The organism is Halomonas sp. S3-1-1 (assembly GCF_023757625.1).
Taxonomy (GTDB): Bacteria; Pseudomonadota; Gammaproteobacteria; order Pseudomonadales; family Halomonadaceae; genus Vreelandella.
The window spans coordinates 849991-864213 of the sequence record NZ_JALGBZ010000001.1 but is presented as its reverse complement, the minus strand read 5'-3'; the positions used below and the strand labels follow the sequence as shown (position 1 = coordinate 864213).

The following is a 14223-nucleotide window of genomic DNA, read 5'->3' as shown; positions in this document are numbered from 1 at the left end:
TGACCAGTTTTTTTACTTTACCCAACCTGGACAGCCGCGCTTGCGCTTGTCGACATATGGTCTAAAGTTTTAGTGGCAATACCGCGTTATACGATCAAGGAGAGAGACCATGAACTGGGATCAGATCGAAGGTAAATGGACCGAAGTCAAAGGCAAGGCGCGTTCCAGCTGGGGCGAACTCACCGACGACGAGCTGGACCAGGTTGCCGGCAAGAAGGATCAGCTGGTAGGTAAGCTGCAGCAAAAGTACGGCCTCGAGCGTGAAGAAGCCGAAAGACGTGCCGACGACTGGGCCGACTCGCTCTAAGCGGCTCGCCTTAAACATTCGTCAGCTAGCCGTAGCAATCAGCGACAACCGCTCTTCAGGACCCGCCCCGTCACTTTATTTAGGCGGGTCCAATCAACGAAGAGTCAGGTTTGAGTTAAACCCTCCCGGGTTAAAGGAGTAACGCGATGAAGAAATCACTGTTATTGACTGCCGTGAGTGCAGCTTTACTGGCCGGCACCACGCTGAGCGCCCAAGCGTCTCAGGAGCCGCAAGGCGTTTACTCCGCAGACGACATTCTGGATGCCGACGTCTATTTCGCTAATGGTTCCGGCGAAGAGATCGGCGATGTCGACGATATCCTGTTCGACGATGACATGCGTATCACCGCTTTGGTGATCGAGAGCGGCGCGGTACTCGGCCTTGGCGGGCGTGAAATCGTGGTCGATACCGACTACTTTTCGCTCGAGACCAGTACCGAAGGCGATGGTGAAACCGAACATCGCATCATGCTGAACGCTACGCCGGAAGAGGTCGAGGATTTCCCGGCCTATGATCGCGACTGGTGGGAACAGACCCAAGCCAACGCACGCGATGCGTGGCAGACCACCCGCGACGGCGCCCAAAGCGCGTGGCAGTCCACTCGTGAAGCGTTCGACAACGACGACGAGCCGCAGCCCCAGCAGTAAATCGTCAACGATGTTTTTTAAGATATCTCACTAAAAAGGCCGCCCTTCAGGGCGGCCTTTTTAATTTAGGAACAAATTGATCAGCGGCGGCGAATGCCCTGCCCGCTCAAGCGCTCGCGGTCATGGGGGCGCTCGAGATCGAGCGCGGGCCCAACCGGCACGATACGCGTGGGGTTGATCGACTCGTGGCTGTAGTAGTAGTGGCGCTTGATGTGATCCATATTCACGGTCTCAGACACGCCCGGCCACTGATAAAGCTCTCGCAGATAGTTCGAGAGATTCGGGTAATCCTCTATGCGCCGAACGTTGCACTTGAAGTGGCCGTGGTAGACCGCATCGAAGCGAATCAGCGTCGTGAAGAGGCGAATGTCCGCCTCCGTGAGCCACTCCCCGGCCAGGTAGCGCTGATTCTCCAGGCGTGCTTCGAGTCGGTCAAGCGAGTCGAACAGTGCCTTGACGTGCTTCTCATAGACCGACTGCTCGGTAGCGAACCCCGCCTTGTAGACGCCGTTGTTGACGTTATCGTAGACATCTTCATTGACCTCGTCGATGACGTCACGCAGGTCGCTCGGGTAGAAGTCCAGATCGTTGCCGGTCAGCGTATCGAAGGCGCCGTTGAACATGCGTACAAGCTCTGCCGACTCGTTATTGACGATGGCGCTACGCTTTTTGTCCCAGAGCACAGGCACCGTCACGCGCCCGGTGTAGTCGGCCTCGGTCATGGTGTAGAGTTCAAAATGATAAGCCACCCCGTTGACCCGATCGCCGCTCGAGCCTTCGTTCTTCTGGTAGGTCCAGCCGTGATCGAGCATCAAAGGGCTTGTGTGGGAGACGCCAATCAGCTCCTCAAGGCCCTTGAGCTTGCGCATGATCAGTGCGCGATGCGCCCAGGGGCAGGCCAGCGATACATAAAGATGATAACGATCCTGCTCGGCGGGAAAGCTTTTGCGATCCGCATCGTCGGTTTCGCCAACCCAGTCGCGCAGCTTGGCCGATTCCCGGACGAACTCGCCGCCGTGTTTTTTAGTGTCGTACCACTGATCGACCCACTCACCTTCCACCAATAGTCCCATTGGGCGGCTCCTTTAGCTGCATTGAGTTGATGCCCTAGAGCATAGCGCGCCATGAAAACGGCTCAAGCGGATGTTTTACCCTTTATCGTTCGAGAAAATAGAATCGCGTGTGCAGCGCTCGGCGACCGCCTCTTTGAGCACTTGGGCCATCGCGTGAGTCGCGGGGCCCGCCCGGTCACGGTCCTTGAAGATCAGTTGAAACGGCGCTTCGCGCGTGCCGCCAGCGGAAAGCGGCAAGGCCTTGAGCTCGCCGCGCTCGAGCTCGTTGGCGATGCGGGTGATCGGCATCCACGCGAAACCGAGCCCGCGCTTGATCATGTCCAGCGACGTGTTGAGATGGCTCACCGTCCAGCGCTGTTCGGCCTTGAGCCAGCCGGCATCGACGGACTCCCGAGTCGCCGAGTCGCGCACTACAAGCTGGCGATACTGCGCCAAATCACGTAGATCGAGCGAGCGCTCCAGCCCGTGAAGCGGGTGCGACGGGTGGGCCACCGCGATAAAGCGCACGTTGACCAGCGGCTCGCCCAGAAAGCCAGGCACTTCCATACCGGAAATCACCAAGTCCGCGCTGCCGTCGAACAGCATCTCGACGCCGCCGTTGAGCACGCTTTCATAAAGCTGAACCCGCACCTGCGGGTAGGCTTCGGAAAAGCGCTCCAGCGCCTTGGCCTGGGCGTCGGCCGGGAATACCTGATCGATGGCGACGGTCACTTCGGTTTCGAGCCCTTCGGCCAGGCTTAAGGCAATATCCTCGATAGAAGCGGCGCTTTCGATGAGCTGACGCGCCCGACGCAGCAGAAGCTCGCCGGCCTCGGTCAGCCGCACCTGCCGCCCGACCGGCTCCAGCACCTGCACGCCCAGCTGCTCTTCGAGTTTGTGCACCGCGTGATTGAGTGTGGAAGGACTTTTATGGATGGCTTCAGCGGCGCGTGCAAAACCGCCATGATCCACAACCGCAGCGAGCATGTGCCACTGAGCAAGGGTTACCCGAGACATTTCGATTTCCTCGACGCTTAAAGCGTATTTGTGCGCTTGGCCTTCGAAAAAACCATACCAGAATGGCAGCGACGGCGAATAGACACGTTACGCTCTCCTTCCAATTAAAAAATTAAAAAATTAAAAAAATAAGGGAACTTTTCTTTTAATATGTATAACATCGCTTGATATTACTGGCGCGAGCGTTTCACTATCGAGTAAACTCGAACGTTACAAAAAAAAACAAAATATCGGAATGTGTACCCTTCATTTCTAGCGCACGTTTAATTAGCGGCCTAACAGGCAAGCCGAACCGCTAATCAACCGCGCTCGATAGCGAACACCTGGCAAGCACTCTTGTACAAAAAGCGCGACGCAGATTGTACTCGCTGTATGCCAAACGAGCGGTGAACTTCGTCCTTTTACGGAGCCGAAGGGATAAAACCGTCAGCCACCATTGAACCGATCTTGTACATCGAACTTTACAAGCCGCCACTCTTGTCTATATCTTAAAGGTGAAACGATACAAGCGGCTGTCCTTGTACAAGCTGTTTTCAGCGATGGCGAAATAGGCCCAAACATTGAAGCAGAATTAGCAAACACTGTTTCCTTTGAATGCCCCGTCTCACGGGCTTTTGCACAAACGCAAAAGTTCTCTTTCTGTATGGAAACACAGTCTATTCACCCCCTACCCCATGGGGTATTGTTCCCGAGCTTGTTCACTTTTACGTTCATTTTAACTTCGAACTCGGCGGTCAATTTACCCATGTTGCGAATCCTCCATTCGCTGCCTCGCACGCATAAATTATTACTTTTACCCGTGGCTACGATGGTCACAGTGCTGGGCACACAGAAGCTGTTAACGACGTATCAAGACCTGAACTCCCCCCGTACTTCGCTGGAAAGCGTGCTGGTTCCGCTTTCAAGCGACGCCGTTGCAACGGTCCCCTCCTTGCATCAGGAGCGTCGTCCGGTTGCCGAAGCGATCGACCGCGCCTCTCGCGCCATCGACGCCACTCGCGAACAAATTCCGCTCAAGGATCTCGCGCCTCGCGAAATCGTGGATCTCGACGTCATTGCGACCGCCGAAGCCTCAATGGCCAGCGAAATCGACGCCCGGCCCCAGCTTGACGACGGCGCCATTCACATGGCGGTCGTGTTCGGTACGCTGACTAGTGGCATGCTCAATATCGACGACCCGAGCGGCTACGGCCCGGTCGAAATTGCCGATGCCTCTTCTGTCGACGCCGTCGATATCGATGACGCCACCTCTTACGAGGACTACGGCATCGAACTGTTCGACGACATCTCGTTTCTCGATCTCGAACTCGCCGCCGAAGAGCCTTACGTTCCCGAGTGGAAAACTCATATCGTCGAGTCCGGCGAAACCTTCGCTCTGGTGGCGCAAAACGAGCTGGGGCTAGGCTACAGCGAAGTCGTCGCGCTTCTGGACGACATGCCGGACCCGCAGATTTTGACTAACTGGCGCGCGGGTAACAGTTTCGACTACAAGGTAGACGAAGATGGCCGTCTGCTTTCGCTTCGCATGATGAAGGATATCCGCGACGGCGTGCTGCTCGAGCGTGACGACAACGCCTTCGCCTCGACCGTGATCGAGCGCCAAGGCGAGCCGGTACAACGCCTGTTCGCCGGCAGCGTCAGCGGCAGCTTCGCACGCTCCGCTCAGGCGACCGGCCTTTCGAGCGGCTCGGTGACCGAACTGACCCATCTGCTCGAGCAGAAGCTCGATTTTCGTCGTGACAGCCGCCGGGGCGACCGCTTTAGCGTGCTGGTCGAGTCCGACATGATCGACGGCGAAACGCTGGATTCGCGCGTGCTGGCGGTTCAGTACGAAGGCGAGCGCATGGATCTGACCATGGTACGTAACGCCGCGGACGATCACTTCTATACCCCGGAAGGCAGCGGTTTGGAGCCGGGCTTCGCGCGCTATCCTTTTGAGGGCAGCTACCGGCTCTCCTCCAACTTCAACCCGCAGCGCCACCACCCGGTGACCGGTCGGATCAGCCCGCACAATGGGACTGACTTCGCCATGCCCATCGGCACGTCAGTGGTTGCGCCGGCGGACGGCCGCGTCGAGCGGGTCGCCAACCACGCCGCTGCGGGCCGCTACGTGGTCATTCGCCACGACAACGGCTACCGCACGCGCTATCTGCACCTCTCCAAGCCTCTGGTCAGCGTCGGCGAGCGCGTCACCATGGGCGAGCGCATCGCGCTTTCCGGCAACACCGGCCGCAGTACCGGCCCGCACCTGCACTACGAAGTCATCGTGAACAACTCGCCGGTCAACGCCATGACCGTGGACCTGCCGGAATCTTCAGGCCTCTCCGGCGACACGCTGATCGCGTTCCAGAACCAGGCCGAGCCCATGCTGGCCGCGCTTGAAAGCGGCGAAACCGGCACCGTTAGCGTCGCCAACTACCAGCGCGGCGAATAGCTTAATCACCGCGCACGAAAAAGCCGCCTATCGAGGCGGCTTTTTTCGTTCCACGCTTTTTTCCTTCTACGTTTTTTACGCTCAATGCTTATTGACGCTCGACGGTGGCAGCCAGGGTTAAACCGGACGGCTTAGCGCTGCGAGAAGCGCATCGTCGTGGCGGTAGATATCGTCGCGAAACTCGATGTCCCCCTCGGCGTTGGGCCAGGCCGTTAGGTAGTGAAGCTGTACCGGAATGCGCTGAGGCAGGCTCACGTTCTGATCGCTGCGCCCACGCTGTATCAAGGAGTTGACCTGATGCTGACTGCCGCTGTCACGAAGCAGCAGCTGCGCCAGCTCGCTGATGCCCTCGACCCGGATACAGCCAGAGCTCAGCGCACGGTCGGCGCGCCCAAACGCCGCTTTTGAGGGCGTATCGTGCAGATAGATCATGTCGTCGTTGGGAAAGCGCACGACCAGGCGCCCCAACGGATTGCTGCTGCCCGCAACTTGGCGAAGCATGACGCCTCCAGGGCTTTGCCAGTTGACCGACGACGGGTCCAGCCGCTCGCCGCCGGGGCTCAACACCTGAATGTTACGCGCAGAGAGATAATCGGTACTGCTGCGTACTCGCGGCAGCACGTCCTCACGCATGATAGTCGGCGGAATCGTCCAGGTCGGGTTGATGGTGAGATGGCTGATCGAGGAGTGAATCATGGGGGTAGCGCGCTGAGGCGAGCCCACCACGACTCGGGCATTCCACTGCTGGCCGTTGGGCCGCTGGTAGTGGAGTTGGTAGCCGGCCACATCGACCCATACACGTGACTCGCCGTCGAAATGCGCCAGCCAGCGCGCCCGCTCGAGATTTATGCGCAGTTGATCGATACGCGCCGACAGCGGCGTATTGAGCGCATGCCGGGTGCGCTCCCCGACGACACCGTCCGCCTCGAGCTGATGGCGGCGCTGAAAGCGCTTGACCGCGCTTTCCACCGTAGCGTCGAAACGCCGCTGATTGTCGTCGCGCACTCGGGCGTCGATCATGGGGTAGGCGTCTTCATCGGCGGTGACCAGACCACTTTCGCCCCAGAGGGCGAGCCGCTCGCGCAGCGTGACGACTTCATCATCGGTGTCGCCAAGTCTGAGCGCGGCTTCGCGGCCGCCGAGATAAGGCGCCGGCGCCCCGCCGCGGCGCTCGAGCGCGCGGTAGTCACTTAGCGTCTGGCGAAGCTCTCGGTAGGCACTCGTCTGAGGCCGAGCCGCCTCAAACGCCGCCTCCACATCGCCCTGGGCCAGCGCCATGCGTACCCGGCTCATGCTGTAAGCACGCGCCGGGCGCTCCCCGCTCCATTGTGACGCGAGCGTCTGTGGATCCACCTTGCCACGTGAAAGATGGTCGAGTGCCAGCAGCAGCGCTTGGGTGGCCTTGATATCGAAGCGCGCCTGAGCGTTGCTTCCTGCTTGCTGGCTCAGTTGAAAGTCGTCGATGAGCTCCGCGCCGCGGTAGTCGCTGGGGGTCAGGCCGTCTTCGTCGAGTCGCGCAATCGCTGCCGCGAGAGACTCAACGAGCGCAGCGTCTTGCCATACCAGTTGATCTTCACGGCCCTGATAGAACTGCTGGAGCGGCTGATCGTTGGCGTAGGCGTTTAACTGCTGGGCAAGCGCTGGTTGAGCCAACGTGTCGGCATAGGCATGATGGATGGCGTGCGGCAGCGGCAACAGCGCGGCAACCATAACGGCGCGCATCGCCCAGTGGTGGATCGACGGATTCTCGTTCATAACCCCTCCATGGGTTACTATGCGGTGTCGCATGCCAACCCAATAAAGATACAACATGCGCACACCGATGTTTGGTTTGGCCAACGCCGTTTTCAGCCTCGAACTCGGCGCTCCCATCCTGTAAAAGGAACCTGCAAGCGTAGGCTACCGAAAACAGCCTCTTGCGAACAGGCTCGGCGGGCATTGGCGCGACCAACAATGGCTTTATCGCTCGGCGTATCCCTAATGATAGTAGGTCTGACACTATGCGGCTCGGATTAGGCTTTTTTTCAAGTTTACTCGTTCTTTCTACCCCGCTGGCAAGCACCGCGATTCACGCGGACTCCTCTCCTTTTTATGCTCAAATGGACGCGTCGAAACCCGCCGGCGTCTCTTCACTCAACCACCAGCTTCAGCTACTCGCGCCGGAGGCCACCCCCAGAGCGCTCGAGCTTGCCGCCCAAGCGCTCTCCTGCGCCGACCCCGGCGCCGAGCGCTTGGCCGTCATCGACTATTCGCTACCCTCGACCGAAAAACGCCTGTGGGTCTTCGATCTGGCGCACAACCAGTTGCTGTTCAAGGAACTCGTGTCCCACGGGCAAGGCTCCGGCGACGCCAATGCCGAGGTGTTCTCCAACATCCCGGAGAGCCATCAGTCCAGCATCGGGCTCTTTCGGACCATGAACAGCTACTACGGGCGCAACGGCTACTCGCTGCGCCTGGACGGGCTCGAGGCCGATGTCAACGACCAGGCCTTCGATCGCGCCATCGTCATTCACGGCGCAAGCTACGTCAGCGACGACTTCATCACCCAGACCGGACGGCTGGGCCGAAGCCACGGCTGCCCGGCGGTACGCGAAGAGGTCACCTACCCGCTGATCGATAGCCTAAAGGAGAACCAGTACGTGTTCGCCTACTACCCGGACGCGCAATGGATGGAAAACTCCGCGTTTTTGCGCTGTCCAAGCGGCGGTGCCGGCATTTACCAGCTCGCTGCCGCGACGCGCTAGCCGGCAGGTCAAGACCGCAGTGCGGCGCCGTTGAAGCGCTCGCTTTCGTCTCGGGGGTTTTATGCCAGGCTTAGGCTTGCCTTTCAACCAAGCGAGGAGCTGGCATGGCGAACGCGAAAACGCTGGACCTGGCGCTACAGGGCGGCGGTGCCCACGGCGGCTATACCTGGGGGGTGATCGACCGCCTGCTGGAAGATGACCACATCGAGATCGAAGGTATTAGCGGTACCAGCGCCGGCGCCATGAACGGGGTGGTCATGGCCGATGCGCTGACCCGAGGCAACAAGGAGACCGCCCGCCAGGCGCTGCGCGACTTTTGGCAGGCGGTCAGCCGCGCTGGCATGACAAGCCCGATCCGCCGCTCGCCGCTGGATATCCTTACCGGCAACTGGAGTCTCGATCAGTCGCCAGGCTATATCGCCATGGATTTGATGAGCCGGCTCGTCTCGCCCTATCAGCTCAATCCTCTGAACCTCAACCCACTGCGCACCATCGTCGATGAGCATATCGACTTCGACCGGGTACGTAGCTGCAATCAGCTCAAACTTTTCGTCACCGCCACCAACGTACGCACCGGCAAGCAGCGCGTCTTTCGCCGCGAGGAGATGACGTTGGACGCGGTCATGGCGTCCGCCTGTCTGCCCTTCGTTTTTCAGGCCGTGGAAATCGACGGCGAGGCTTACTGGGACGGCGGCTACATGGGCAACCCTGCGCTGTTTCCGCTCATGGAGGAGTGCGGCGCCCGCGACATCATGCTGGTGCAGATCAATCCAATTAGCCGTGACACCCTGCCGACCACCGCCTCGGCGATCATGAACCGCTTGAACGAGATCACCTTCAACGCTGCACTGATCAAGGAGATCCGCATGATCGCCCTGCTCAAGCACGCCCTCGACGAGCAGGGCATCGAAAACTGCTACCAGCAGGCGCTGTTTCACCGCATCAGCGGCGAGCAAGCGCTCGAGGATCTGTCGGTGTCGAGCAAGATGAACGCCGAATGGCCCTTTTTGTGCCACCTGTTCGAGCTGGGTCGCACCGCCGCCGAACGCTGGCTGGAAGAAAACTTCGATGCCCTTGGCGAGCGCTCCACGCTCGATATCGATACCGTCTACATGAACGAATAGCCGCCCCGGGCGCCCCATTTTGATGCAGTGACGCCGTATCACGGCGCGCCCACCCTTCCCTTCAAAACGCTAATACGCTGTCATTTCGATAAAAATCGCTGGCTGGCGACATAATTGCTTTGTGTTTATCGACAACGACAGGCGTGGACCAGGCCCAACGGGTACGAGTGCGTCGAGTAGGCCTTCAAGGGCGAAGGCGTCCTCTCGTACGCCGCCAGCGCAAACGCGCGGCGGTCTAAAACTCGTTCGCGCTTGGTGAGGTCCTCATGGATATTCGCAACAAGGCTAATCGTATACGCCTGTTCAGCTTTTCGACGCCGCAGATGCGCGCGTTTCACTTTTCCTGGTTTGCCTTTCATATCTGCTTTTTCGGCTGGTTCGGCATCGCCCCACTCATGGCGGTGGTCCGCGAGGACTTGTCGCTCACCCAAACCCAGGTCGGTAACACCATCATCGCCTCGGTGGCGATCACCGTGATCGTTCGGCTCTTGATAGGCGTGCTGTGCGACCGTCTGGGCCCGCGCAAGACCTACACTGGGCTGCTGCTGGTGGGCTCGCTTCCGGTCATGGGCATTGGCCTGGCCGACAGTTTCGAAACCTTCCTGCTGGCGCGCCTGGCGATCGGCGCGATCGGCGCCTCGTTCGTCATTACCCAGTACCACACCACCGTAATGTTCGCCCCCAACGTGGTCGGTACGGCCAACGCCACCAGCGCCGGCTGGGGTAACCTGGGCGGCGGCACGACCCAAATTCTGATGCCGCTAATCTTCTCGGGGCTTTTGATGCTTGGTGTCAGCGAGACGCTCGGTTGGCGCCTGGCCATGGTGGTGCCGGGCGTGGTGCTCTTTTTTACCGGTATCGGCTACTGGTTCTTCACCCAGGATGCGCCGAACGGCAGCTTCGCCGAGCTTAGAGCCCGCAGCGAACTGCCGGAAGCCTCCGGCGAATACGGTGCGATGAACAGCTTTTTATCCGCGGCGAAGGATATCCGCGTGTGGGCACTGTTCGTCGTGTACGGGCTCTGCTTCGGGGTCGAGCTCACCATCAATAACATCGCCGCGATCTACTTTTTCGACCACTTCGAGCTAACGCTGGCCACCGCCGGCCTGATCGCGGGCCTGTTTGGCCTGATGAACATCTTCGCGCGCACCCTGGGCGGCGTGTTTTCGGATCTGTTCGCCAAGCATGGGGGGCTGAAAGGCCGGGTGCGCTGGCTTTTCATCGCGCTGGTGTGCGAGGGCATCGCGCTGATCGCCTTCTCTCAGATGCACGTGCTGAGCTTTGCGATCGGCATCATGCTCGTGTTCAGCCTCTTCGTGCAGATGGCCGAAGGCGCCACGTTCGGCGTGGTGCCGTTCATCAATAAAAAGGCGCTCGGCGCGGTGGCGGGTATCGTCGGCGCCGGCGGTAACGTCGGCGCGGTACTGGCGGCGTTTCTGTTTCGAAGCGAAAGCCTGACCTATCAGCAAGGGCTTTTCTATCTGGGCCTGTGCGTACTGATGCTGGCGGGCAGCGTGCTGGTGGTGCGCTTTAGTGATGCCACGGAAGCCGAAGAGGCAAAGGCCTATCAAAACGCGCTCGGCGAGCAAACCGGCGCGGGGGCGCTTTCGCTGCGCTAGACACTCACTCCCGGCCCTGCAACGCCGCAGGGCCGGCCACACAAGGAGCGCCTCATGGCTTCTGGTCGCACACTGTTACTCATGGCGCTGCGCTTTGATATCGACAACCTGCGCCACTTGGCGGCCGCGTGCGACATGGTGGGCGACATCAGCCGTTTCATTCACGTGCTTCAGCGTGAGCGCGGCGCCTCGACCATTTATCTTGCCTCCAAGGGCAAACAGTTCGCGACCCGGCGGACCGAGTTCATGGCCTGCGGCCAGCAGGCCGAAGCGCTAATGCGCACGCGCCTTGAAGCGCTTTGCGAAAAGCCGCGCCCCGAAGCTGGGGCGCGGCTTTTGCGTCGCATCGCCACCGTCTGGCTGGCGCTCGATGACCTGCCTCGTCTGCGCGCGGCGATCGACGCGCGCGAGCTAACGCCGGACGGCGCCACCCGCGCCTTCAACGACTTGATCGGCGGGCTTTTGGCGATCGTGTTTGAAGCCGCGGACACCGCCGCCGATCCGGACATCACCCGCGCGCTTGTCGCCATCTTTCACCTGATGCAGGGCAAGGAGCTTGCGGGCCAGGAGCGCGCCTGCGGCGCCTTCGGCTTTACCTACGGGCACTTTGACGAGCCGCACCGGGCACTGCTCGAACGGCTGACCCAGGATCAAAACCGCTGCTTCGATACCTTTCTCGAGTTCGCTGGCGCCACCGCTCGGGAGAGCTGGCACCAGTCGCTTTGTAAGCAAACGCTTACTTACATCGAGACGCTACGCGACAGCGCCCACCGCGGCGAACGCGCCCGCTCTAATAGCGACGCACGCATGAGCGAAACCTGGTACGCGCTCACCACGCAGCGTATCGATAGCCTGAAGCAGGTGGAGGACACCGCGATCGACGAGCTGGCCGCGCTATGCCACGTAAAAATCGAAGCGGCGCAGCGAGCTTTTGATGAGGCGCACACGCCCCGCGTGCGGGCACAGCCTGCGCCGTGCGAGCAGCTTCTGGCGTTGGGCGAAGATCGCGCGCTCGGTGATCTCACGCTCAGTGCGCTCTCCTCGCCGCTCGGCCGCTCGCTGATCGAGCTAACCCACGCCCAGTCCAGCCGCCTTCAAGGGCTTAGCGATGAGCTGGAAAACACCCGCAAGGCGCTTCGGGAGCGCAAGCTGATCGAGCGGGCCAAAGGGTTGATCATGGCGCACCAGTCGATGAGCGAAGAGCAGGCGTACCGTTTTTTACGCAAGACCTCGATGGATCAGAGCAAAAGCATGGCGAGCATGGCGCAGTCGATTTTGGACCTTTCGAGCATGCTGTCCCGCCAAGCGCCGTGATGACGGGCCTTGGCCGGGCTGGCCGGTTTGCAACATCAAGGCCCATTGGCCATGCTAAAAGGCCCCTTGAAACATTGGCAAGGAGCGCTACCCATGCATGACCGTGTCATTCTCATCACCGGTGCCTCGAGCGGTATCGGCGCCGCCACGGCGCGCGCAGCCGCGCGTGAAGGCTACAAGCTAATACTCGCCGCGCGCTCGACGGATAAGCTCGAAGCCCTCGCTCAGGAACTGGGACGGGAAAAGTTGTTGACCGTCGAGCTCGACGTCACCGATATGGAGCAGCAGCGCGCCATGGTCGAACTGGCACTGGAAACCTTTGGCCGAATTGACGCAGTGTTCGCCAACGCCGGGCAAGGCGGCTCTAGTGGCGGCTTCAGCGAAGCCGACCATCAGCAGTGGAAAGATATGATCCTTACCAACGTGTACGGTGTGGGGCTGACGCTTCAGGCCTGTCTGCCGGCGCTCAAGCGCTCCGCTGGCCACGTACTGCTCACCGGCTCCGCCGCCGGGCGCACCACCATTCCAGGCTCGATGTACAGCGCCACCAAGTGGGCGGTTACGGGCATTGGCTACAATCTTCGCGAAGAGCTTCGCGGTACCGGCATTCGCGTCACGCTGATCGAACCCGGCATGGTCGATACCCCGTTTTTCGACGAGCCCCCGGAACAGGCGCTGGAGGACAAGGATATCGCCAACGCCGTCGTCTACGCGCTGAACCAGCCAGCCCATGTCGACGTCAACGAGATTCTCATTCGCCCCACTCCACTGCGAGAATAGCTACCCCCGCTTTTTCGTTCGGCGGTATCGATAGCGTCACCAGCGAGCTATCGATACCGCTCCCTTGTTTTAGGCTTGGCTCGCCCGCATAACAGTGTATTAACAAGCGCGCTAATGAATTTAATGAAAAGGCGTTCGTCAGCCGCTTCTCACTCAACGTGCAGGTGAATCATGAGCCAACTCGCCGAGACCGCCCTATCGGTACTGGATCTGGCGCCCATTCGCGAAGGCAGCAGCGCCGCGGAGACCTTTGCCAACAGTGTCGAGCTTGCAAAGCGCGCCGAAGCGCTGGGCTACACGCGCTACTGGCTAGCGGAGCATCACAACATCGCCGGCATTGCCAGCGCAGCTACCTCGGTGCTGATCGGCCACGTCGCGGGCCAAACCTCGACGATTCGCGTAGGAAGTGGCGGCATCATGCTGCCCAATCACGCGCCGCTGGTCATCGCCGAGCAGTTCGGTACGCTGGAAACGCTCTACCCCGGGCGCATCGATTTAGGCCTTGGCCGGGCGCCGGGCTCGGATGGCGCCACCATGCGCGCCATGCGTCGAAGCGCCCAAGCCGGGGTGGACGACTTTCCCGCCCAGCTCGACGAGCTGACGCGCTACCTGGGCGACGCCGCCCCGCATCAGCAGGTAAATGCGGTGCCCGGCCAGGGCACTCACGTGCCGATTTGGCTGCTAGGCTCGAGCGGCTACAGCGCCCAGCTCGCCGCGCGCTTGGGGCTGCCGTTCGCCTTTGCCGCCCAGTTCGCGCCGGGCTATCTGTTCGAAGCACTGCGCCTTTATCGGGACAATTTCCGCCCTTCTGATGTGCTCGACAAACCCCACGCCATGGTCGGCATGCCGGTGATCGCCGCCGATACCGACCAGATGGCGCACTACCTGGCGACGACCGCTCAGCAGAAGTTTCTCAACCTGATTCGCGGACGGCCCACCACCTCGCAGCCGCCGGTCGAGCAGCTCGACTGGACGCCGATGGAGCAGGCTCAGGTCAGCCAGTTTTTAGGCGCAGCCATCATCGGCGGCCCGGATACCGTCAAGGCGGAACTCGAGGCTTTCCAGGCACGTACCGGCGCCGACGAGTTGATGATCAACAGCGACTTCTTCGACCCGCAGGATCGGCTGAGAAGCTACGAAATCGTCATGGACGCCGCGCGCTAGCGTCGTTTCTTCTATAGCGGC

12 protein-coding genes are annotated in these 14223 nt (G+C 60.5%); 9 read left to right on the top strand and 3 right to left on the bottom strand.

Going from position 1 to position 14223, the window contains the following annotated elements:
- Positions 1 to 109: 109 nt before the first annotated feature.
- Positions 110 to 307, top strand: a complete 198-nt coding sequence (locus MQW23_RS04070) for a CsbD family protein (RefSeq protein ID WP_252106537.1) — start codon at positions 110 to 112, stop codon at positions 305 to 307.
- Positions 308 to 453: 146 nt separating this feature from the next.
- Positions 454 to 954 carry a PRC-barrel domain-containing protein gene (locus MQW23_RS04065; RefSeq protein ID WP_252106536.1) on the top strand — a complete coding sequence of 167 codons (501 nt, stop codon included), beginning with the start codon at positions 454 to 456 and terminating at the stop codon, positions 952 to 954.
- A gap of 80 nt (positions 955 to 1034) precedes the next feature.
- Here MQW23_RS04065 and MQW23_RS04060 read toward each other — a convergent pair whose 3' ends face one another.
- Positions 1035 to 2027, bottom strand: coding sequence for a glutathione S-transferase family protein (locus tag MQW23_RS04060; protein ID WP_252106535.1), 993 nt, complete (start codon positions 2025 to 2027; stop codon positions 1035 to 1037).
- 75 nt (positions 2028 to 2102) lie between these two features.
- Positions 2103 to 3023, bottom strand: a complete 921-nt coding sequence (locus MQW23_RS04055) for a LysR family transcriptional regulator (protein ID WP_252106534.1) — start codon at positions 3021 to 3023, stop codon at positions 2103 to 2105.
- Between the two features lie 745 nt (positions 3024 to 3768).
- Here MQW23_RS04055 and MQW23_RS04050 point away from each other — a divergent pair.
- Positions 3769 to 5457 carry a peptidoglycan DD-metalloendopeptidase family protein gene (locus MQW23_RS04050; protein ID WP_252106533.1) on the top strand — a complete coding sequence of 563 codons (1689 nt, stop codon included), beginning with the start codon at positions 3769 to 3771 and terminating at the stop codon, positions 5455 to 5457.
- A gap of 117 nt (positions 5458 to 5574) precedes the next feature.
- On the opposite strand, the gene MQW23_RS04045 is transcribed toward MQW23_RS04050, so the two are convergent.
- A complete protein-coding gene (locus MQW23_RS04045; protein ID WP_252106532.1) occupies positions 5575 to 7212 on the bottom strand; it encodes a L,D-transpeptidase family protein in 1638 nt (545 codons plus the stop codon).
- 344 nt (positions 7213 to 7556) lie between these two features.
- Here MQW23_RS04045 and MQW23_RS04040 point away from each other — a divergent pair, with 344 nt between their 5' ends.
- The 6 genes from MQW23_RS04040 (at position 7557) to MQW23_RS04015 (ending at position 14202) form a co-directional block, all read left to right on the top strand.
- Positions 7557 to 8201 carry a murein L,D-transpeptidase catalytic domain family protein gene (locus tag MQW23_RS04040; protein WP_442908574.1) on the top strand — a complete coding sequence of 215 codons (645 nt, stop codon included), beginning with the start codon at positions 7557 to 7559 and terminating at the stop codon, positions 8199 to 8201.
- Positions 8202 to 8305: 104 nt separating this feature from the next.
- A complete protein-coding gene (locus MQW23_RS04035) occupies positions 8306 to 9325 on the top strand; it encodes a patatin-like phospholipase family protein (RefSeq protein WP_252106530.1) in 1020 nt (339 codons plus the stop codon).
- A 266-nt stretch (positions 9326 to 9591) separates the two neighbouring features.
- Positions 9592 to 10944, top strand: coding sequence for an MFS transporter (locus tag MQW23_RS04030; RefSeq protein ID WP_252106529.1), 1353 nt, complete (start codon positions 9592 to 9594; stop codon positions 10942 to 10944).
- Positions 10945 to 10998: 54 nt separating this feature from the next.
- On the top strand, positions 10999 to 12258 hold the full coding sequence (locus MQW23_RS04025; protein ID WP_252106528.1) for a nitrate regulatory protein: 1260 nt from the start codon (positions 10999 to 11001) through the stop codon (positions 12256 to 12258).
- Between the two features lie 93 nt (positions 12259 to 12351).
- The gene (locus tag MQW23_RS04020; RefSeq protein ID WP_252106527.1) at positions 12352 to 13038 is read left to right on the top strand and encodes an SDR family oxidoreductase; all 687 of its coding nucleotides are present in this window, start codon (positions 12352 to 12354) and stop codon (positions 13036 to 13038) included.
- Between the two features lie 171 nt (positions 13039 to 13209).
- Entirely contained in the window at positions 13210 to 14202 is a 993-nt protein-coding gene (locus MQW23_RS04015; protein WP_252106526.1) for an LLM class flavin-dependent oxidoreductase, read from the top strand.
- Positions 14203 to 14223 lie beyond the last annotated feature (21 nt).

What these genes read in the sequence shown, in the direction of transcription:
- MQW23_RS04070 (WP_252106537.1), top strand. Translation starts at nt 110, where the DNA reads ATGAACTGGGATCAGATCGAAGGTAAATGGACCGAAGTCAAAGGCAAG.
- MQW23_RS04065 (WP_252106536.1), top strand. Translation starts at nt 454, where the DNA reads ATGAAGAAATCACTGTTATTGACTGCCGTGAGTGCAGCTTTACTGGCC.
- MQW23_RS04060 (WP_252106535.1), bottom strand. Translation starts at nt 2,027, where the DNA reads ATGGGACTATTGGTGGAAGGTGAGTGGGTCGATCAGTGGTACGACACT.
- MQW23_RS04055 (WP_252106534.1), bottom strand. Translation starts at nt 3,023, where the DNA reads ATGTCTCGGGTAACCCTTGCTCAGTGGCACATGCTCGCTGCGGTTGTG.
- MQW23_RS04050 (WP_252106533.1), top strand. Translation starts at nt 3,769, where the DNA reads ATGTTGCGAATCCTCCATTCGCTGCCTCGCACGCATAAATTATTACTT.
- MQW23_RS04045 (WP_252106532.1), bottom strand. Translation starts at nt 7,212, where the DNA reads ATGAACGAGAATCCGTCGATCCACCACTGGGCGATGCGCGCCGTTATG.
- MQW23_RS04040 (WP_442908574.1), top strand. Translation starts at nt 7,557, where the DNA reads ATGGACGCGTCGAAACCCGCCGGCGTCTCTTCACTCAACCACCAGCTT.
- MQW23_RS04035 (WP_252106530.1), top strand. Translation starts at nt 8,306, where the DNA reads ATGGCGAACGCGAAAACGCTGGACCTGGCGCTACAGGGCGGCGGTGCC.
- MQW23_RS04030 (WP_252106529.1), top strand. Translation starts at nt 9,592, where the DNA reads ATGGATATTCGCAACAAGGCTAATCGTATACGCCTGTTCAGCTTTTCG.
- MQW23_RS04025 (WP_252106528.1), top strand. Translation starts at nt 10,999, where the DNA reads ATGGCTTCTGGTCGCACACTGTTACTCATGGCGCTGCGCTTTGATATC.
- MQW23_RS04020 (WP_252106527.1), top strand. Translation starts at nt 12,352, where the DNA reads ATGCATGACCGTGTCATTCTCATCACCGGTGCCTCGAGCGGTATCGGC.
- MQW23_RS04015 (WP_252106526.1), top strand. Translation starts at nt 13,210, where the DNA reads ATGAGCCAACTCGCCGAGACCGCCCTATCGGTACTGGATCTGGCGCCC.